Annotated in this window: 19 protein-coding genes; 14 read left to right on the forward strand and 5 right to left on the reverse strand. The window is 54.9% G+C overall.

Going from position 1 to position 20522, the window contains the following annotated elements; translation table 11 throughout:
* Window positions 1-150: 150 nt before the first annotated feature.
* From MKY96_RS30435 to MKY96_RS30480, 10 genes are all read left to right on the forward strand, one after another.
* Window positions 151-2721 carry a DUF2339 domain-containing protein gene (locus tag MKY96_RS30435; RefSeq protein ID WP_340946308.1) on the forward strand — a complete coding sequence of 857 codons (2571 nt, stop codon included), beginning with the start codon at window positions 151-153 and terminating at the stop codon, window positions 2719-2721.
* On the forward strand, window positions 2687-3997 hold the full coding sequence (locus MKY96_RS30440; RefSeq protein ID WP_340946309.1) for a DUF3999 family protein: 1311 nt from the start codon (window positions 2687-2689) through the stop codon (window positions 3995-3997). The genes MKY96_RS30435 and MKY96_RS30440 overlap by 35 nt, the downstream gene beginning before the upstream one ends.
* Window positions 3998-4069: 72 nt before the next feature.
* Window positions 4070-5176 (forward strand): MBL fold metallo-hydrolase, encoded by a 1107-nt coding sequence (locus MKY96_RS30445; RefSeq protein ID WP_340946311.1) that lies wholly within the window; start codon window positions 4070-4072, stop codon window positions 5174-5176.
* 69 nt (window positions 5177-5245) lie between these two features.
* A complete protein-coding gene (locus MKY96_RS30450; protein WP_340946313.1) occupies window positions 5246-5524 on the forward strand; it encodes a hypothetical protein in 279 nt (92 codons plus the stop codon).
* Window positions 5525-5802: 278 nt separating this feature from the next.
* Window positions 5803-6003: a cold-shock protein gene (locus tag MKY96_RS30455; RefSeq protein ID WP_036722718.1), complete on the forward strand. Its 201-nt coding sequence runs from the start codon at window positions 5803-5805 to the stop codon at window positions 6001-6003.
* Window positions 6004-6133: 130 nt separating this feature from the next.
* A complete protein-coding gene (locus MKY96_RS30460; protein ID WP_036691977.1) occupies window positions 6134-6364 on the forward strand; it encodes a cold-shock protein in 231 nt (76 codons plus the stop codon).
* A gap of 128 nt (window positions 6365-6492) precedes the next feature.
* Window positions 6493-6735 (forward strand): hypothetical protein, encoded by a 243-nt coding sequence (locus MKY96_RS30465; RefSeq protein WP_340946315.1) that lies wholly within the window; start codon window positions 6493-6495, stop codon window positions 6733-6735.
* A gap of 188 nt (window positions 6736-6923) precedes the next feature.
* A complete protein-coding gene (locus MKY96_RS30470) occupies window positions 6924-8720 on the forward strand; it encodes a cache domain-containing sensor histidine kinase (RefSeq protein ID WP_340946317.1) in 1797 nt (598 codons plus the stop codon).
* Window positions 8683-9483 (forward strand): response regulator transcription factor, encoded by an 801-nt coding sequence (locus tag MKY96_RS30475; protein WP_036728093.1) that lies wholly within the window; start codon window positions 8683-8685, stop codon window positions 9481-9483. Before MKY96_RS30470 ends, MKY96_RS30475 begins: the two co-directional genes overlap by 38 nt.
* Window positions 9484-9606: 123 nt before the next feature.
* Window positions 9607-10932, forward strand: a complete 1326-nt coding sequence (locus tag MKY96_RS30480; RefSeq protein WP_340946318.1) for an extracellular solute-binding protein — start codon at window positions 9607-9609, stop codon at window positions 10930-10932.
* A gap of 105 nt (window positions 10933-11037) precedes the next feature.
* Here MKY96_RS30480 and MKY96_RS30485 read toward each other — a convergent pair whose 3' ends face one another.
* The gene (locus MKY96_RS30485; RefSeq protein ID WP_340946320.1) at window positions 11038-12417 is read right to left on the reverse strand and encodes an MATE family efflux transporter; all 1380 of its coding nucleotides are present in this window, start codon (window positions 12415-12417) and stop codon (window positions 11038-11040) included.
* Window positions 12418-12663: 246 nt separating this feature from the next.
* Between MKY96_RS30485 and hxlA the strand changes: the two genes are divergently transcribed.
* The 4 genes from hxlA to MKY96_RS30505 all read left to right on the forward strand — a co-directional run bounded on the left by hxlA (window position 12664) and on the right by MKY96_RS30505 (window position 15614).
* Entirely contained in the window at window positions 12664-13296 is a 633-nt protein-coding gene (gene hxlA / locus MKY96_RS30490; RefSeq protein WP_340946322.1) for a 3-hexulose-6-phosphate synthase, read from the forward strand.
* A 7-nt stretch (window positions 13297-13303) separates the two neighbouring features.
* Window positions 13304-13861: a 6-phospho-3-hexuloisomerase gene (gene hxlB, locus MKY96_RS30495; RefSeq protein ID WP_340946811.1), complete on the forward strand. Its 558-nt coding sequence runs from the start codon at window positions 13304-13306 to the stop codon at window positions 13859-13861.
* A gap of 145 nt (window positions 13862-14006) precedes the next feature.
* A complete protein-coding gene (locus MKY96_RS30500) occupies window positions 14007-14381 on the forward strand; it encodes a winged helix-turn-helix transcriptional regulator (protein WP_340946324.1) in 375 nt (124 codons plus the stop codon).
* Between the two features lie 99 nt (window positions 14382-14480).
* The gene (locus MKY96_RS30505) at window positions 14481-15614 is read left to right on the forward strand and encodes an NADH-dependent flavin oxidoreductase (RefSeq protein WP_445671512.1); all 1134 of its coding nucleotides are present in this window, start codon (window positions 14481-14483) and stop codon (window positions 15612-15614) included.
* 104 nt (window positions 15615-15718) lie between these two features.
* Here MKY96_RS30505 and pepT read toward each other — a convergent pair whose 3' ends face one another.
* From pepT to MKY96_RS30525, 4 genes are all read right to left on the reverse strand, one after another.
* A complete protein-coding gene (gene pepT, locus MKY96_RS30510) occupies window positions 15719-16951 on the reverse strand; it encodes a peptidase T (protein ID WP_340946327.1) in 1233 nt (410 codons plus the stop codon).
* Between the two features lie 175 nt (window positions 16952-17126).
* Window positions 17127-17786, reverse strand: a complete 660-nt coding sequence (locus tag MKY96_RS30515; RefSeq protein ID WP_340946329.1) for a sortase — start codon at window positions 17784-17786, stop codon at window positions 17127-17129.
* Between the two features lie 28 nt (window positions 17787-17814).
* A complete protein-coding gene (locus tag MKY96_RS30520) occupies window positions 17815-18789 on the reverse strand; it encodes a hypothetical protein (RefSeq protein WP_340946330.1) in 975 nt (324 codons plus the stop codon).
* A gap of 502 nt (window positions 18790-19291) precedes the next feature.
* The gene (locus tag MKY96_RS30525) at window positions 19292-20335 is read right to left on the reverse strand and encodes an LLM class flavin-dependent oxidoreductase (RefSeq protein WP_340946812.1); all 1044 of its coding nucleotides are present in this window, start codon (window positions 20333-20335) and stop codon (window positions 19292-19294) included.
* Window positions 20336-20522: the final 187 nt, after the last annotated feature.

Genomic DNA, 20522 nt, shown 5'->3' on the forward strand with positions numbered 1-20522 from the left:
AATAATAAACCTATAACGTCTGCCAAGACAAAAATGTGACAGGATCTTAACTAAGCGATGTGGTTTTTGTAAGGTCTGTGGTGGTAATTAGAAATATAGTAATATCAATATATTAACAATTTGCCGATTAGCAGATACTGGGGGGCGGCTATGGAGGATTTCAGAGATCGGATGAGGGCTGTGCAGCAGCAGCAGGACGGGCTTTTGAAGGAATACCAGTCTTTGATTGAAGAATACGAGAGCAGTGATCTCGTCCGTGAGAACGAAGTGTTAAGACGGGAAAATGGGGCAAACAGGCAGAGCCTGGCGGAGCTGAAGGCTCAGGCTGCGAGGCTTGAGCGCGATAACTCGGAGCTGCGGACTGCGCTGGCGGAGCAGATTCTGGATGAGAAGCTGGGCATTCTGCGGGTATCGCGGCAGAAGCTGCAGACTTATTTTGCCTCCCGGGATCATGCGTACCTCGACCGTCTGACGTCCTTCGAGCAGGACGCCAAGCGGCGAATAGAGGAGATGTACAGTATCGGGGCACGCGAGCTGGGCCAGGAGAAGTCCCAGATCACTTACATTCTGGATGAGGTACAGGCGAAGCTGAATGAGAGTATCCTGCTGCGCAGACAATGGCAGCGGGAGGCAGAGCGTTCGCTCAGGGGGACGATGGACAGCGGTCTGGATGATTTGGCTGCTGAAGGGGTTGACGAGGAGACCCTGCAGCGCCGCCGCAAGCAGAACCGGATCGAAATGAAGATCGGCCTGAACTGGATCAACCGCCTGGGGATTCTGCTGCTAATCCTGGCTGTGGGCGCCGGGTTCAGATACACCTACTCCACCTGGTTCAATGATTATATGAAGGGCAGCGCCTTCTTCCTGCTGGGGGCAGTCATGCTCGCGGGAGGGGAGTGGCTGTTCCGCAAGGGGCGGGGAGCCTTCGCACTGGGTCTGATTGGCGGCGGGGTGTCGGTACTGTACGGCTCGATATTTTACAGTTATTTTCTGCTGGAGATTATCGGGTTATGGGCCGGGATCGGCCTGTCGGTGCTGGTCACGCTGTCCGCTGTGTTGCTGTCGCTGCGCTATGAGTCACGGACGATCTGTTCCATGGGGCTTGTAGGGGGCTATCTGCCGCTCTTCTCTTATATTGGAGCCTTCGGGCTGGAGGGGAGTGCGGTGTATGCGGCTATGGGATATCTGTTCGTGCTGAACCTGCTGATTCTGCTGATCTCTCTGCGCAAGCGCTGGGTGGTTGTCAATTACATCAGCTTCCTGTTCAATACGCCGTCTATCCTGCTGCTGATTTATCTGGCGGATAGCTATGCTGCGGGCATTCTCTGCGCCGTGCTGACCTTCGCCATGTATCTGGGTATTACCCTCTGGTATCCGTTCAAATTCAAGACGAAGCTGAACTGGCTGGACTTCGGCCTGCTGGGCTGTAACACGCTCGTTAGCTGCATAACGCTGTATCTTCTGTTCCTGAATGCCGGTCTGGATGAATTCAAAGGCGCGCTGGCGCTGGCCTTCTGCCTGATGTATCTGGGGCTTGGCGTGCTGCTGGAGAAGCAGATGCCGCAGGAACGCGAGAGCCGTCTGCTGTTCTATGTCACCTCACTGACCTTCGCCATTCTGATGATTCCATTCCAGCTTGGAGCGGCCTGGTGGTCGATCGGCTGGCTGGTGGAAGGCGTGGCGCTTACAGTCTACGGACATCTGTACCGCTTCAAAATGGTAGAACGTGCAGGCTGGGGCATCCTTTCCCTCTGTCTGCTGACCTTCTTCGGATTCGACGTTCTGCTGCAGCTCTCGGATTATAATGCGGTAATCTACTACACGAATACCTATTTCGATCTGAAATATACATTCATTACGGCGGGAATGATGATTGTAGCCTTATTGTATGCCATTCGTTATTCGAATCAGGAGACGCTGCTCCGCAGCACGCCTGCGGAGGTGCAGGCTACCGTCTGGTTCAAATATGCGGCTACCGTCAACTTCTACGGGTATGTGGTGTATGAAGCATTACGCCTGTACGACCGGATGGTGCCGGAGGATATAGCGCACAATGCCTTCTACAAGCTGCTGCTGGCGGGCCTGCTTACCTCTGGACTCGCTTATGCGCTGCCGAAGGTGAATGTTCTGTATGACAGGGTGGTCGGCATCATGGTCCTGGTGCTGCACGGGATCGCCTATGCAGTCTGTATTGGCATCACACTGGGTCTGCCCAGTCTTCCGGAAGGCTGGTCCCGCAGCACAGCTGCAGATATTGTGGTGCTGGGTCTGCTGATCCTGTTCAATGTGTTCGTGTGGTTCAGCAGTGCCAGGCTGCTGCGGACGACGCTGCTGCGCGATTACAAGAATATAGAGCTGTACCCGGTAGCTATGGGTATCTATCTGCTGGTGATGATTACGGCGTTCCTGGGGGTGCAGATGCAGGTGCGTGACGGCGGGCTGGCCTTCAGTCTGCTCTATCTGCTGCTGGCCGTGCTGTTCATTATGTACGGCTTCTGGAAAAGATATCTGTATATCCGCCGCTTCGGCCTGGCGCTGTCTCTGCTGGCAACCGGCAAGCTGCTGCTCTATGACTTGACCCTGCTGAACACTGGCAGCAAGATCATCGCGTACTTCAGTTTCGGACTCTGCCTGCTGGGGATATCCTACCTCTACCAGCGGATATCGGTCAGAATGGAGGAAGCTTATGCGCTTGCTGAGCAAGACAGGCCGGAGAGCTAGAGCAGCTGTGCTGCTCGCTGTATTGGGCGGACTCGTGCTGGGGCCCGGCGCTTTCCCGGCGCACAGTGCAGCAGCAGCATCCGGCGGAGCGGAGAAGACGGGCGGCGGGCAATGGAAGTTCTCGCGTGAAATCTCCGTCCCCGAGGCGGCTCCGTACTATGAATTGTATCTGGATGAAGCGGTGTACCGCTCGGCGGCAGAGGACTTGCGCGATCTGCGCATACAGGACAGCACCGGCGCTCCGGTTCCCTATTATAGGGAGAGCGGAGCAGAGACGGTGGAGGAGCATAGTGCGGTCTACTCCTCGGCTCTGATCCACAAGGCAGTGAAAGGAACGGATACTCTGCTGGATTATCAGATTAAGCCGCTTGCCGAGCATGTCGATATTCAGGGGAACCGCCTGGTGTTCGAATTGCCCGCAGAATCCTTCCTGAAGCATGTGGAGGTGTGGGGCGGCTATGACGGGCAGGCCTGGGAGCAACTTGGTACAGGGGATCTGTATGCCACGAACGGGTTGAGTGCGGACAGCATTACGCTGGAGCGCAGCTACAAGTTCGGCTATTACCGGCTTGTAGTGAAGAACAACCCGGAGGGGCTGGAGTTCCCCGGCCTGACGCTGGTGGACAGCAGCCGGGAGTGGAGCACGGCTGCATTCATGCGGCAGAAATCGCCGCAGGCGGAGATTACGCAGGTGGAGAACCGGACCGAGATCCTTATAAGCAACACGGACCGGCTGAAGATTGGGAAGGTGAGGCTCGGCAGCGCCGGGAATTTCCTGCGGCGTTATGAACTGTATGACAGTGCCGGGATCAAGCTCCCGGTCACCGGAAGCGGGGAGCTGTACCGGCTGGACTTCAAGGATACCCGGATCTCCCGGACAGAGATTCAGCCTGTGGCCCCAACCTCTTCTGATTCCCTGCGGGTGGTTATCTACAATCTGGACGATGCCCCCATCTCCATCACGGACCTTAAGATCGAATATCTGGTAGACCGGCTTGTATTCGCGGGAGGGGAGAAGACTCCGTATTCCTTGCGCTATGGCAACGCGCTGGCAACTGCTCCTCAGTATGATATTATTAATTTCAAAGACCGGATCAGCGGGGAGAAGCTTGTGCAGGCTGCTCTTGGTGCAGAGGCCTTGGTACCGGTGACGGCAGCAGAGCCGCCCGGCACAAGCTGGTGGCTTCAGGGCCGCTGGGGCTTCAATGCCATTATTATTGCGGTCTCGCTGTTGCTCATTCTTATCGTAGCTCGCAAGCTGGGCCAGGCGAAATAGGAAAGGCTGATCCTGTTATATAAGATGGGCTGGAATCGCTAGACATGAACCCGCAGAAAGAAGGATTACCGCATGACCCTGATTATTATTGGTTCTATTCTGCTTGCAGTTGTTGCCGCTGCGTATCTTATCATGACCGTATATCCGGCGTTCGGGCGCAGGGCCGGGGAGCAGGAGAGGGCCCGTAACCTCGGCTCCGCCCATTACAGCAAGGGCAAATTTGCTTATCCGCAGACTGCGGACCTGAGCGGTGAGAAGGCCGGAAGCAACGGACTCTCCATTCTGAAGGACTTCATTAAAGGCAACCCCCACTCCAGACCCGCTGAGCCTCTTCAGCCGCAGCCGCTGTTACCGTCCTCTATAGGAGCGGGCCGCGACACCCGGGTTACCTGGTTCGGACATTCAGCGGTGCTGCTGGAGATGGACGGCTTGACCCTGTTCCTCGACCCTATGCTGGGCCGTGCCCCGTCCCCGTTTCCGTTCATCGGCGGCCGCCGCTACAGCAAGCAGCTTCCGCTGGAGGCTGCCCTCCTGCCGCAGCTGGATGCGGTGCTGCTCTCCCATGATCATTATGATCATCTGGACTATGGAACCATCCGCCAGCTGAAGGATAAGGTCGGACTGTTCATTGTACCGCTGGGTGTCGGCGCCCATTTGCGCCGCTGGGGGGTAGCCGCAGAGAAGATCCGCGAGCAGGACTGGGGCGACACGCTTACCTATGAAGGGATTACCTTCACCTGCGCTCCGGCACGGCATTTCTCCGGGCGGAGTCTGCTGGACCGCAACACCACGCTGTGGTGCTCCTGGATTTTGGAGGGGGAGAAGACCAAGGTCTTCTTCAGCGGAGACAGCGGGTATGGTCCGCATTTTGCCGAGATCGGACGTACGCATGGACCCTTCGATCTTACGCTGATGGAATGCGGCCAATATGATCCGCGCTGGGCGGACATTCATATGCTGCCGGAACAGACTGTCGAGGCGCATATCGATGTGCAGGGAGGTCTGCTGATCCCCATCCATTGGGGCGCATTCACCCTGTCGATGCATGACTGGACTGATCCGGCAGAACGGATCTCGGCTGCTGCGGCGCTGAGAGGGGTGCGGCTGGCCACGCCGCGAATCGGGGAGACTGTAACCGCAGGGGCCGCCGGATATCCGGTTCTGCCCTGGTGGAGATGAGGCTGCCCGCCTGAAGGGGACTTGTGGTACAATCAGGGTTCATAGATACCAAGGAGCTGACGAACGAAGATGAGTAATGAAGTGAATGAGCAGGAACTGGTGGAGGTATTGTCTGCACAGACGAAGGTGAACCCGGCCGTTATCCGGCTGGTGCTGAAGCATGAGCAGACGTTCATTAATAAGGCCAAGGCCAATGCCAAAGGCGAGGTTGATATCGATAATGATGATCTGGTTGACTATGTGACTGCACAGCGCGATGTGAAGCTGGACGAGCTGACGGTGGAGACCATTCTGGATGCGGAAATGGATTACCTGATGGACAAGGGACTGGCCGGATATATCGACTGAAGCCTTAGCCGGTGGTGCGCGGCTGATCCCCCAAAGCCGTGCGCCTGGCATAGGTTCTCTAAAATTTAAAATTTATTTTGTATTATTGGCAGTAACCCTTTGCATTTGGGAAAATAGTGTGCTACAATGAAGTCAATCATAAATTTAACCCTTAATTCACATATTGTAAAAGGTTAGCATTTGTGTATGAAGCCTTTTCCAATGTGTGAATTTTTATTTGTTCGTACAATACGTAGGAATAAAAGGACATGTGTTAAATAAACTTTGGAGGTAATATCATGCAAACAGGTACAGTAAAATGGTTCAACGCAGACAAAGGTTTCGGTTTTATCGAGGTTGAAGGCGGAAGCGACGTATTCGTACACTTCTCCGCAATCACTGGCGAAGGCTTCAAGTCTTTGGACGAAGGCCAACGCGTTGAGTTCAACGTAACTCAAGGCGCTCGTGGACCACAGGCTGAGAACGTTGTAAAACTGTAATTCCACAAATAAGCTGCCCTTAACACCAGTTGAGGGTAGTTTTTTTTATGACCATGTAGTAGAGAACAAGCTTCCGTTCTGCCATAACAGTCCGTAGGACGCACTAACTAAGCTATTAGGAGGGGTACTTATGTATTTTCGTAAAAAAGCGATGGTAGATCTTCCGCAGGAAGAGACAGCTATCTGGTCCTGCACCAAGGAAGAATGCACCGGATGGATACGCGACAACTTTGCCTTTCAACATGTGCCTACCTGCTGGCAATGTAATTCGCCCATGACCCGGAGCATGAAGATGCTGCCTACGCTCGTTAATAAGAATTTGGACGCGAAGGCTATTAAGAAGAGCGTTACTATCCGCTAAGCTGCCGCTCTTTAAGCGGTTCATACAGAATTAGAGGATAGTAACCTTATACAGCTGTCTGTTCCTTGCCCGCAATGGGCTATTTTTTTTGGATTGACAATAATGGCAAATACAGGGATGATGTAGCTATGAGAAAATATTTTCTGCTTCTGACGCTCCTTGCGGTTGCCTTGAATGCAGCGGGGATTTTTTATCATAAGCCTATGCTCAACATTATCGCGATTGGTCTGATTCTGATCTTGATTCCGCTTGATATTTATCTGGAGCCGACCCGCCGCAAAATCATGAGCTACTGCATCGGCGCGGTATTGCTGGTTCTGCTGTGGGCAGCCCTGCACTTCGAATGGATCACTCCGTTAATGTTCATCTAAGTAGTCTTCTGTGTTAGCCCTTAGGGCAGCTCCTCGAAGCGGGAGAACTGTGCTAAGGGTTTTTTGTTGCTGGTATCCGCGGGGACCTCAGGGCCGTCTCTCGCCTGCGGGCAATGATTTATCTTGACAAAACTCCCGGGGTTTGGAGAATAGAGTTGGAAACGCTGCCAACGAAAGAAGGAATTCTGATGCTTCAGAGGTTCAGAGAGCTCAACACACTGCGCAATCAGATATTCATCGGTTTTTTGCTGGTGATGCTCATTATTATTCTGGTGTCCGGAGCATTTGTATATGACCGTGTCTCTATTCTGCTCAAAAATAATGCCGAGCGGCACATCCAGCAGACGGCGGTTCAGGCCAACGGAAGGCTGGACGCGCTGACCGGCCAGATTGACGGTCTGATGGAGCAGGTGGCCAATCATCCTACCGTTCAACAGCTGCTGCTGGAGGAGCTGGACGGCAATGAGGTGTCCTTCAATCAGCGCCAGTCGCTGCTGCAGATTGTCTCCAGCTATCAGGCGTACATGCCGAGCGTAGGCTCGCTGGAGCTATATACCGCTGATTACAGGCTGCTGTTCCCGATTAAGGAAGGCAGCCTGGAGAGCAGAATTAACGAGCAGCATATCAGTGAGGCTAATGCCCAGAAGGGCCGGCTGGTCTGGATCGGCGTTGATCCGCATGATGAACAGAGCCTGCTGGCGATCCGCCAGGTCAGCCTGATGGACCGCTGGTTCTCGCGGGGCGGCTACCTGATGGCCCGCATCCAGCGCAGCTACTTCCAGCTCGACGATCCGTTCTCCGGCAGTGACAGCGGAGAGTCTGTGCTGCTCGTGAATGATGAAGGACAGCTCCTCGGGAGCAGCGGAACGCCGCAGGAGGATCTGCTGCCGCTGCTGGAGAGCGGAGACCAGACGGTGAGCTTCCGGGGCAAGGAGTATGTACAGGTCAAGCTGCGCTCGGACAAGACCTCCTGGACGCTGCTGGTGCTGACACCTGTCAGCTATGTCACCAAGGGACTGTCCGTGCTGCGGACGGTGCTGCTGGTGTCAGGCGGAATCGGAACCCTGCTGTTCCTGATTATATCCTTTCTGTTGTCAACAATGATTACCCGGCCGATTATTCACCTGATCCGGGCGATGCGCAAATCCCGCATGGGGGTGCTGACCCCCAATTCGCAGAAGGTATCTACCATGGAGCTCCGGGAGCTGAATAATACCTACAACGGTATGGTGGCTAATATTAATGATTTGATCAGGGTGGTCTATGAGAAGGAGGTCCTGCAGAGCCGGACCGAGCTGAAAGCCTTGCAGGCGCAGATCAATCCCCATTTCCTGTTCAATACGCTGGAGGCCTTCAACTGGTCACTGGAGGAGAAGGGGGAGGAGGAGCTGGCCGGATTAGTGGTCATGATGTCCAGGCTCTTCCGCTACATTATGGGCAGCCCGCACAACAAGGATGAATGGGTCACGCTGAGTGAAGAGGTGGAGCAGATCAGGCGGTATCTGCGGATTATGGAGATGCGGATGGGAGAGCGGCTGTCCTGGGACATCAGGCTTGACCCGCATGAGGCTGCTGTACCGGTACCGAAGCTGCTGATTCAGCCGATTGTCGAGAACGCCATACTCCATGGCGTGGAGAGCCGAGTCGGCAAGGGCGTGATTGAAGTCATAATCACCCCCTCCTCCCGCAAGGGGTGGACCTCAGTTGAGGTGTCGGACAACGGGCCGGGTATGGATGAGGCCACGCTGCTGGCGCTGCGAGATGCACTGGATGGCGGGCCGCCGGTCTCTGCCAAGGGCAGTGGAGTGGGGCTGGTGAATGTGCAGCGGCGGCTGAAGCTGTACTATGCGGAAGCGGGCATGAAGACGGAGGGGCTGATCGTAGAGAGCCGGCGGTCTGAGGGGACTGTAATAAGGTTTGAGATTCCAAGCAATGGAGGGGATACCTATGAGTCTGGGCAACAAGACGATTCTAATCGTAGATGATGAACCAAGAACGCGTCAGGGGATTAAGCAGACGCTGGAAGTATGGGCGGCAGGCAGGTATATCGTGGAGACCTGCGACAACGGGGTGGAAGCGCGTGAGCGGCTGCGGCAGGAGCGCGTCCACCTGCTGATCACAGATGTGCGCATGCCGGAGGTGAGCGGGCTGGATCTGATCCATTCGCTGCAGGAAGCTCCCCGGAAGCCGGTGATCATTGTCATCTCCGGCTATGCGGAGTTCGATTATGTGCAGCAGGCGATGCGGCTGGGGGCAGTCAATTATCTGCTGAAGCCGCTGGACAAGTCCGAGCTGCTGACAGTGGTCGAGGATGCGCTGAAGCGGGAGGAGGAGCAGCAGCGCCATGTGAAGCTGGAGAAGCTGGTGGATCACAAGCTGCTGGAGATTGACCCGGAGCAGGCCGGGATGGGGCAGCCGGTTAAGGAGGCCATTGCCTATGTGGAGCAGCATTTGCACGAACAGCTGACGATGGCTGAGGTAGCGGGGATGATTCACCTGAATGCCAGCTATTTCAGCGTGCTGTTCAAGGAGCAGGCCGGGGTCTCCTTCACGGAATATCTGTCCCGTCTGCGGATTCAGCGGGCGAAGGAGTTATTGCTCCAGACCGCGCTGCCGGTCGGGGAGATTGGAGAGCGTGTAGGGTATCGGACGGATAAATACTTCATTAAGGTTTTCAAGTCCTTGGAGGCGATAAGCCCGAGCCGGTACCGTCAGCAGATGAAGGGCGGAGCACAGGAAATCCAATAAATGTGGTATTTTAGCCAATAAATGTGCCCTTATCTGCCTCGGAGTACGATGCTAGAATTTGAATGATAGCGATTACATGGATAATTACGGCCTTTTGCAATGTGAGATGGGGAGGCAATGGCAATGCGAAGGAATCACATGACCAAGGGGCTGCTCCTGGCCTGCATCTGGCTGCTTGTTCTGACAGGCTGCGGCTCTGCGGGAGACAATAATAGTGAGCTTGCAGCTACCGGTGCCTCTTCCCCCAAAATAACCATTCATATGATGCACATCTGGCCCGCCGGACTCTCCGCGCAGCAGTATAAGCTGGTCAGCCAGATTATCGCAGAATATGAGAAGGAGCATCCGGGTATTATCATCAGGCAGGATGTGCTGGAGAATGAGCAGTATAAAAGCAAGCTCAAGGTGCTCTCCGCTTCCAATGACCTTCCCGATGTGGGCATAACCTGGGCAGCCGGCTTCATGGAGCCTTATGTAAGAGGCGGATTATTCGCTCCGCTGGATGACATCCTGCATGGCGGGCAGCTTAAGGATAAGTTCCTGAAGAGCACTACAGAGTCTTATGTTGTCGATAACAAGACCTATGCGCTGCCTCTGGAGATGAACATCTCACCGATCTTTTATAATAAAGAGATCTTCGCCCAATATAATCTTCAGGTGCCTTCAACGTATGAGGAGTTCAAGGCAGTTGTGAGAGCGCTCTCCAGTCATGGTGTGCCTCCGGTGGGGCTGGGCAATAAGGACCGGTGGACAGGCTCGCTCTGGTATATGTATCTGGCGGACCGTATTGCCGGAAGTGAGACGCTCAAGCGGGCAACGAAGGGGATGGGCTATTTTGATGATCCCGGACTGGTGCAGGCTGCGGCGGAAGTGCAGAACCTCGTCGATATGAACGCCTTCAACAACGGCTTCAACGGCTTGTCGTATGATGAGGGCAAATCGGAATTCATGGAAGAAAAGGCGGCCATGTACCTGACCGGTACCTGGGAGCTGCCCAACTTCACGACCAACCCGGAGATTCCGCAGGCCTTCAAGGACAAGGTCGGCTTCTTCAAATTCCCTACAGTGGAAGGCGGGAAGGGGAATTCGGGGGACTGGGTAGGCGGTCCGGGTGTCGGACTGTTCGTAGCGGAATCGTCGAGGGTGAAGGAGGAGGCCAAGGCTTTTGTCGAATACTTCGTCTACAAATGGGGCGAGGCTTCAGTGACGAGTGCGGGGGTGATTCCGGCGACCAAGGTCGATACCACGAATGAGGAGCTGCCGCAGCTATACGTGGATCTGCTGAATGAATTGAACAATGCCGGCAGTATTACCCTGTTCGCGGATGTGCAGATGAAGCCGAATGCTGCCCAGGTCCATCTGGATATGATCCAGGCGCTGTTCGGCAAAGCAGTCACGCCGGAGCAGTTCGCAGCCAGACATAAGGTTGCAGTAGCCAAGGGGAACTGAGCATGGGCCAAGCTTACGACAAAGGGATGCTAATCAGCCGTATTTCCGGTGGCTGATTAGCATCCCTTATTTGTGTGCGAGCCGGCCTGAGGAGCTGCCGCAGAGTTAGTGCGCCGGAGCTGCCGGAGCGGCTTCCGGCGGTTCGTGCTGGATCAGGCCATGCTTCTCCCAGGCTCTGCTCTTCCAGCGGAAGTACATAATGACGGCCCGCACCCATTCGTCGAACGCTGTGGCCAGCCATACCCCGGCCAGACCCAGATCAAGTGTGAACACCAGGAAGTAGCCCAGCGGCAGACTCATGCACACCATGGAAATCATGCCCATGTAGACCGGGAACTTGGCATCGCCCGACGCGCGCAGCGAGTTGATAATGACCAGATTGCAGGTCCGTCCGGTCTCCAGGAAGAAGCTGAGCAGGATGACCTGGGCGCCCATGGCGATAATCAGCTCATTATCCGTGAACAGGCCCAGCAGCGGCTTGCGGAACAGAATGACGATCAGGTCCATGATGACTGTGACCAGCAGTGCCCACTTCACACTGGTGAACACCCGTGAGTAAGCCTCCTGCGTCCGTTTTGCACCTACAAGATGCCCTACAATAATTGAGGTCCCCATTGCCACCGCTACGCTGAACAGGAAGATGTAGTTCGAGATATTAACCGCATACTGGCGGGTTGCCATGGCCTCGGCCCCCAAATAGATGATGTACAGGGTGAAGACGAGCTGGCAGCACTGGTACATTACCGATTCGAAGGCGGACGGAATACCGATTTTGAGAATCTGCAGCACGTATTTCTTGGAGAGGTGAACGTAATAGCTCCATTTCACTCGTACCTCCATAATGCGGTAGAGCAGCAGGAAGAAGATCAAGAGAGCGATGGAGCGGCTGATCACAGTTGACACGGCCGCACCCTCCACGCCGAGCGCAGGCAGCCCGAAATGGCCGAAGATCAGCAGATAGTTGCCGCCGACATGGATAACGTTCATCAGCAGCGATACCGCCATCGTCTGCTTGGTGAAGCCGTGGGTCCGGATGGTGGCGGCCAGCGCGTTGATGAGGGCCTGCAGGAAGATCGCGCCTCCGACAATGTTGATATACGAGCGGGCGTAGGCGAGAATGTCACCCTTCACGTTCAGCGCCTGCAGCAGATGGCCTCCGAGCAGCAGCATGACTGTGCTGAGTATAATCCCTACCGCAAGATTCAGGGTAACTGCATTGCCGATCACTCTGGCGGCTTCTTTGGGCTGCTTGGAGCCGAGGTATTGCGACACGACTATCGCCGCGCCGTTCCCGATGACACTAAGCGCCAGAATGGCTATGGCAATAATCTGATTGGCCGCTCCGACACCGGAGACCGCATCATCGGACACAGAGCTGATCATGAAGGTATCCATACTGCCCATGAGCATGAACAGGAACAGCTCCAGGAAGATCGGCCAGGTCAGCTTCATTAAGTTGAATGTTGCGGGCTTGCTTGTTTCCATCATACACCTTCTTATTAGGATTCCTTATGGCTGTGAATCTTTGAATCAAATGTATGGTAGCACAGCTGTTGTGAAAATGCAGTAGGATTTCAGACATGTTGCCTCAAAATCCGCCTGCGCCGCCCAATAGTATCCTCCAGGTGACTACCTCACTTAAAAGTGCCTACTTCCCTAATCGGCAGTATATCCCTAAACTGAGAAACAGCACTTCCTAAAATAATTTACGGATAAGGAGAACTTACACATATGAAATTACAGTTAGCACTCGATCTGGTGGATATTGCCGGAGCCAAGGCGGTTGTTGCAGAGGTTGCTGAATCTATAGATGTTGTTGAGATTGGAACACCGGTCGTTATCAATGAGGGCCTGCATGCGGTAAAAGCGATTAAAGACGCTTTTCCGGCGCTTACGGTACTGGCCGATCTCAAAATTATGGATGCCGGCGGATACGAGGTCATGAAGGCTGTGGAAGCGGGCGCAGGTATCGTGACTGTGCTGGGCGTATCCGATGATTCAACGATCCGCGGCGCGGTGGAGGAAGCGAAGAAGACAGGCGCTGAGATCCTGGTCGATCTGATTAACGTGAAGGATCTCAAAGCCAGAGCCGCTGAAGTGGATGCGCTGGGTGTGGATTATGTCTGCGTGCATTCCGGCTATGATCATCAGGCTGAAGGCAAGAATTCCTTCGCGGATCTGAGAGATATTAAGAGCGTGGTTACCCGGGCCAAAACGGCAATTGCCGGCGGCATTAAGCTGAGCACACTGCCTGAAGTGATTGCTGCGCAGCCTGATCTGGTAATCGTGGGCGGCGGCATTACTAGTGAAGCCGACATGAAGGCAACTGCGGCGGAAATGAAGCGCCTTGTCAGCCAGGCTTAAGGCAGCCATGGACACGCAGCATTACGCAAAGGAGATTGTGAAGGAGCTGGAAGGCTCCGTCTCCGGGTTGAATGCCGGAGAAGGCGAGGCACTGACGGAGCTGCTGCTGCGCGCAGGCCAGATCTTCGTGGCCGGTGCCGGGCGTTCCGGCCTGATGGGCCGGGCCTTCGCCATGCGGCTGATGCAGGCCGGGCGGACAGCTTATGTGGTCGGAGAGACAGTAACGCCGGGCATTGGCCCCGGCGATGTGCTTGTACTGGGTTCCGGCTCAGGCGAGACGAAGGGACTAGTCTCCATGGCTGAGAAAGCCAAGGCAATCGGAGCAGCTATAGTCCTCGTAACCATTCAGCCGGATTCGACGATCGGACGTCTCGCAGATTATACAGTTAAGCTGCCTGGCGCTCCGAAGGAACGGCCGGACGGCGGCTATACTACGCTGCAGCCGATGGCCTCCTTGTTTGAACAGACGCTGCTTGTATTCTATGATGCAGTCATTCTGCGGATCATGGAGCAGACGGGGCAGACCTCCGGCCGGATGTTCGGCAAGCATGCCAATTTGGAATAGCATGCGATTTGGAATAGAATAGAGCTTGGAATACAATAAAGCTATCACACGGATGCTTTCCTTGACGGGAGGGCATCCTTTGCTGCCTATGTGCGGCCCATGATGGAATTGGTAGTATGATTTATAGCCGGAAGGGGGCTGGATCTTGGCAACTGAAATTAAAGACCGTATCAACCTGAAGGAGATCAACTGCGAGAAGGAGCTTACGCTCGCTGTGATCGGCGGCAAGTGGAAGCTGATTATTCTGTGGCACCTGGGTCTGGAAGGGACCAAGCGGTTCAGTGAATTGAAGAAGCTGATTCCCCATATCACCCAGAAAATGCTGACCAATCAGCTTCGCGAGCTGGAGGAGGATCAGCTGGTATTCAGGCAGGTATATGCGGAGGTTCCACCGCGGGTAGAATACTCCCTGACAGAGTATGGACATACGCTGATGCCGGTGCTGCGTATGATGTATGACTGGGGCAAGAATTACGGGGAACAGGTGATCTGGAAAGATGCGCCTCACTGTGATAGATAGATAGCATCTGTAAACGAAGGTGCTATATTTGTATTGTGCAAAATTAAGTTGTATACTAACATTCGTGAAGATTTAAATAAATGGAGGCTGGTAGGTATGCTGAAGACAGAATATAGCCCGCTGCTGGAGACGTTCAAATTCAAGAACGGGATTGAACTGAAGAACCGCGTGGTCATGGCGCCGATGACTAATTTCTCCTCGAATGAGGATGGAACTGTCTCCCGGCCGGAGCTGGATTATTATATCCGCCGTTCGGGCGGGGCGGGTATGGTCATTACCGCGTGTGTCTATGTCTCACGCGGCGGGAAGGGCTTCCCTGGCGAATTCGGAGCTGACCATGACGGGCTGATTCCAAGCCTGCGTGAGCTGGCAGAGGCCATCAAGGGCGAAGGAGCGAAGGCCGTGCTCCAGATCTTCCATGGCGGACGCCAATGCCCGCCGGAGCAGCTGGTTGACGGGCAGCCTGTTAGTGCAAGCGATGTGCCGGCTGAGCTGCCGGGCGGCGGACAGGGTGCGGTTCCGCGCCCGCTGACAGACGAAGAGATTACCGGAATTATCGCTGATTTCGGTGAAGCGACGCGCCGGGCGATCGAGGCCGGCTTCGATGGCGTCGAGATTCACGGTGCGAACGGATATCTGCTGCAGCAGTTCTTCTCGCCGCATTCCAACAGACGCGAAGACCGTTGGGGCGGGGATCTGCAGAAGCGACTCGCCTTCCCGCTGGCCGTTCTGCGCAGTGTCAAGGCTGCGGTGAAGCAGCATGCAGAGGGTGCATTCCTCGTAGGCTACCGCTTCTCGCCTGAAGAGCCGGAGACGCCGGGGATTACGATGGCTGAGACCTTTGCCCTAATCGATGCACTGACAGCGGAAGGGCTGGATTACCTGCATGCCTCCCTTATGGAGCTGTGGTCGCTGCCGCACCGGGGAACGGAGGACAGCCGTCCGCGCATTGAGCAGATCGTAGACCGGGCAGGAGGCAAGGCTCCGGTAATTGGCGTAGGCTCGCTCTACTCTGCCGCCGATGCCCTGAAGAGTCTGGACAGCGGCATCAGCCTGGTAGCCCTGGGCCGCCCGCTGCTGATTGAACCGGACTGGGTGCAGAAGCTGGCCGGGGGCCGGGCCGATGAGATTAAGACGGAGCTTGATCCGAACGCCCAAGCAGAGCTTGTGATCCCGGATTACCTCTGGGGAGCACTGGTGAACACGCCGGGCTGGCTGCCGGTTAAGCAATAAAGTAACAGACGGATAACGGTCTGTGACCAAAGCAATAGAAGAACCCCGTGCGCCCCTGTTTCCAGGGCAGCACGGGGTTTTTGCTGTTTTTAATATAATCTTATTTACGCTTTCTGCTCCGCCAGACGGGCAATCTCAACGATAACCTGTACAGCCTTCAGCATTACGTCAACAGAGGCGTATTCAAATTTGCCGTGGAAATTCTCGCCTCCGGTGAATATATTCGGTGTAGGCAGCCCCATATAAGAGAGCTGTGAGCCGTCAGTTCCTCCGCGGATTGGACGGATAACCGGCGTGATTCCGAGGCCCTCCATCGCTTCCCGGGCGATATCGACGATATGCCGGACGGGCTCGATTTTCTCGCGCATATTATAGTATTGGTCATTCATCTCCAGCACGATGTTGTCCGCTCCGTACGTAGATTTGAATTCCTCCACAATCGCAGCGATATTCGATTTGCGGTTCTCGAAGCTGTCGCGGTCAAAATCACGGATAATGTAATGCAGCTTGCTGTGCTCGGCACTGCCTTGCATGGAGATCAGGTGGTAGAACCCCTCGTAGCCGTCTGTGAATTCAGGGGCTTCACCGGCGGGCAGACGGAGATGGAAGGCCATGGCGATTTTGGACGAATGGATCATCTTGCCCTTGGCTGTACCGGGATGGACATTGACTCCGTGGAAGGTGATTTTGGCGGCGGCGGCATTGAAGCTCTCATATTCCAGCTCCCCAAGCGGGCCTCCGTCCACGGTGTAGGCATAGGAAGCGCCGAAGGCGGCAACGTCGAACTTATGCGGGCCGCGTCCGATTTCTTCATCGGGGGTAAAAGCGACCCGGATCTTGCCATGCTTAATCTCCGGATGCGCCAGCAGATAGGCCATAGCCGTCATGATCTCAGCGATGCCTGCCTTGTTGTCCGCCCCCAGCAGGGTGGTGCCGTCGGTCGTAATCAGCGTATGCCCCTTGTAGCCGCTCAGCTCCGGGAAACTCTTCGTGGACATGATGATATTCTGCGCTTCATTCAGCACCAGATCCTGCCCGTCATAGTTCTCTACAATCTGCGGCTTCACATTCGTGCCGGTAAAATCCGTAGCGGTATCCAGATGGGCCAGGAAGCCGATTACCGGAACCTCTTTATCTGTGTTGGCGGGCAGCGAGGCCATGACATAGGCATGCTCGTCCACCGTAATCTCCGTCAGTCCCAGCTCCTGCAGCTCCTCTGCCAGCTTATGCGCCAGTACCATTTGGCCTGGAGTGGACGGGCAGGACTCGCTGTCCTCATTCGATTGGGTATCCATTTCAGCATACGATACAAAACGTCTAATTAATTCTTCCTTCAATGCGGGTCATCTCCTCTTCAGCTTCGTATGTCTATATTATCACGATCCGGCCCGGGTCTCATACTTTAGGCAGCGGGTGCGGAGTGAAAGGGGATAACTGGCTGGAAGGAGGCGAGGGGCCGGAGATAAGTTGGAAGGGGGAAGGCAGCGTGTAAGTGGGGGACGGGAGAACGGGCTATGGCTGCTGCCCCGGCAGCTGGCTGGAGACGAGCTTGGCCGAGAGCAGGTAGCGGTCGGGCGCTGAGCCTACATAAGAGAACGGGTAACAGGTAATCAAGGTGAGTATGGGATCTCTGCTGGGCTTAACCGCTCCCCGCGTATCTCCATCAACAATCCGGCTGCCGGTCACTTCATAGGTAAAAGTTCCATCTGCTGTCGCAAGCTCAAGCGTGTCTCCGGGCCCCAGCTCCCCGAGGCTGCGGAAGACAGTGTCACGATGTCCGGCCAGGACGCTGTTCCCTGAGGCGCCCGGGGCGGCGCTTGCCTCATCGTGTCCGGCGCCCTGGTTAAGCTCCGCCCATCCGGTTCCCTCCAGAATGGCCACCCGCTTTTTAAGCTTCGGAAAAAAGATCTCTCCAATTACCTCGCCCGCTATATAAGCGGGTATGTCAACCCTTGGTGCTTCCGCGCTGCTGACCATACCTTCAGGAAGTGGCGTTTCTTCTTCGGAACTTACGGGATTTTGGGCTTCCTCCCTCTTTTTGTCCCAGATTCTCAGGGCTTCGCGGGCTTCGGCGGGCGCTTGGAGGATCTGGAAGGCGGAATACAGCATAACGCACACAGAGAGCAGGAAGATCAGCTTGACGGCTAAAATGAACCCGCTGCGTATCTTCATGCTCTCTCCTCCTTACATCTACATAAAGTTACTTCTTCTGGCCCAGCCTGCGGAGCACAAGCACACTAATCATGGCGACAACCAGGCTGGCCGCAATCAGATTGTACCAAGGGCTGGCTGTGTCCGGCAGTCTGCCGTCTTCCTCCGGCCCGCCCAGCGGAAGCGTGTCGTCTGTGAGGTTGACCTCTTTCCCTGGTGAAGGGGCTGGTGTGCTGCCGGGTGCAGCGGCTCCGGAATCAGGAGTTGCGGACGGACGGTTGCCGCCGTCTTCCTCTCCTGCCCCTAGCGGAACAGGCTCTTCGCTTACGCTCACTCCATCCGGTGCTGCCGTAGCAGTTGCCGATGCCTGTGATGGCGCTGCTGAGCTGCCAGGCGATGCACTGCCCGCCGGTGAGGCTGTAGGGACTGATGTTGCAGCAGGCGGTGTACTGCCAGGGCTGCTGGAGGACCCGGGCGTTGACGTAGGCATAGGCGTTACTGTAGCCGTTGGCTCCTCTGTGGATTGCGGTGTAGAGGTCGGACTGGCTGTAGGCGCAGGCGCAGCAGTTGCCGTGAATTCAAAGGCGACACTTACCGTCTTCTCCTGGAACTCGTTGCCTGCCTCTGGAGGGAACAATACCTTCATTTCGATAGCTTCCGCTTCCCCTCCGGCAAGCGAGCCGATGGTCACTACCCCCGGGGCCTCGCTCATTACCCCTGAGTAGAGGATTACTCCCTCTTTTTGCAGGGTCATTTGCAGGATATTGTACAGAGCTGCGTCCCCGGAACGGAACTGAAAGGCTACTGCATAATCGAACGGATCATTTCCGTCATTGATAATCTTATAATCCGAAGCCATCGTATCTCCCGGCTGCATGTTGTTCATGGTTGCCGTACTGGTCGTATGTGAGTTGACAGTGAGCTTGATCGTATCCTCGGCGCTGACCCCTCCGGCATGCCAGATTACACCTGCCAGAACGGCCAAAATATACGCGCCAATTATAGATGTATGTCTCTTCTTCACTCTCCCCGCCCCTTCCTGTGCAGACCTTCGGCAGCCAATAGCCACAATCCGCCCCGGTTCGCGCTTCTAAATCATAGTTTGTCGAATAAAGTGGTTTCTTGAAGAACTACTACTAAATGAAGCGATAATATAAATCGGAACGAGTATGAGCGGGTCTGGATAAGCCTGAACATGCGTGAACGGGGCGGAATGGTCAAAATGCGCTACCGTTCGTTATAACGAATATTAACTACAGTATAATCTTAAATGGGCATAAAGAAAAACCGGATAAGGGGTTTGAATTTAATGAATTTAGCTACTTTTTCTATTGAAATTAGATTTAAGTCCGAATACCTACGGATATCTCTTTATTTCTCTGTTTATTGCATTTTATTGTATGTTATAAAGAACATAGTGATTGCGGAAAACTCGTGGTTGCTGCACAGAAACAGCCCGTATAACTAACCTGCTGGGTTTGCGCAGGCCGTTGTACGGGCTGATTAATTCAATAAAATCGGCAGTATTACTTCTTCAACAGGTCGGCCACAAGCTCATACGAATGCAGGCGGGCAGAGTGATCATAGATCTGTGAAGCGATAATCCACTCATCGGCATGGGTCTCTTCGAGAATCTGGAGCAGCCGTTCTTCGATCAGGGCTTGGTCGCCCGCAATGGAGTATTGCTGTTTGCTCATGAGCAGCGCCTTCTCCTGGGAGGTCCAGATTCCGTCCAGACTGTCTACAGGCGGCTGGAGCTTGCCGGTGCGGCCACGGATGATGTTAAGGAATTGCTGCTGCTGGGAAGTGGCAAGTCTGCGCGCTTCTTCTACTGTATCCGCTGCCGTAATTCCCAAGCCCACCATAACATAAGGCTTGTCGAGTACAGCTGAAGGCTTGAAGCTGGTACGGTACAGATGCAGAGCCGGCAGCAGATAATCCGGTGCGAAGTGGCTGGCAAAAGCAAAAGGCAGACCCAGCTGGCCCGCAAGCTGGGCGCTGAAGCCGCTGGAGCCGAGCAGCCAGATCGGGATGTTCAGCCCTTCACCGGGCACGGCGCGGACACCGGCCGGACGGGAGCCTGATCCTTCGGGGTCGAAATACGCCCGCAGCTCGCTAAGCTGCTCGGGGAATTCACTGCCATCGCTGCCGAGGCCACGGCGCAGTGCTCTGGCGGCTGCCTGGTCGGAGCCCGGGGCTCTGCCCAGACCCAGATCAATCCGTCCGGGATACAAGGATTCCAGCGTACCGAATTGTTCTGCAATCATAAGCGGTGCGTGGTTGGAGAGCATGATGCCGCCTGAACCAACGCGGATGGTGTTAGTTCCGGCTGCCACATGTCCGATAACCACGGAGGTAGCGGAGCTGGCAATGCCGGTCATATTATGATGCTCTGCCAGCCAGTAGCGGTTATACCCCCACTTCTCAGCATGACGGGCCAAATCAAGGGTGTTATGAAAAGAATCCGCCGCCGTTCCGCCCTCCCGGATAGGGGCTAAATCCAGTACGGAGAATGGTATGTCGTGCAATTGCTTCACATGAATCCCTCCTATAGTAGATGCATTCCGCATCAGTAGCATTATTTGCAGCCATGAATCAATATACCCGCCAATTATAACATGAAATAATATAATTTACACACTTTAAGTAAGCGGCATGACGGGGAGAGGGAACTTGAAGGGGGAAAGGTACAGTTATTGAAGGGATGAATTTGGAGTATTTGGACTGAATTTGGACGGTTACAACCGTAAAGCAAGG

The organism is Paenibacillus sp. FSL R7-0302 (genome assembly GCF_038006885.1).
Lineage (GTDB): Bacteria > Bacillota > Bacilli > Paenibacillales > Paenibacillaceae > Paenibacillus_AQ.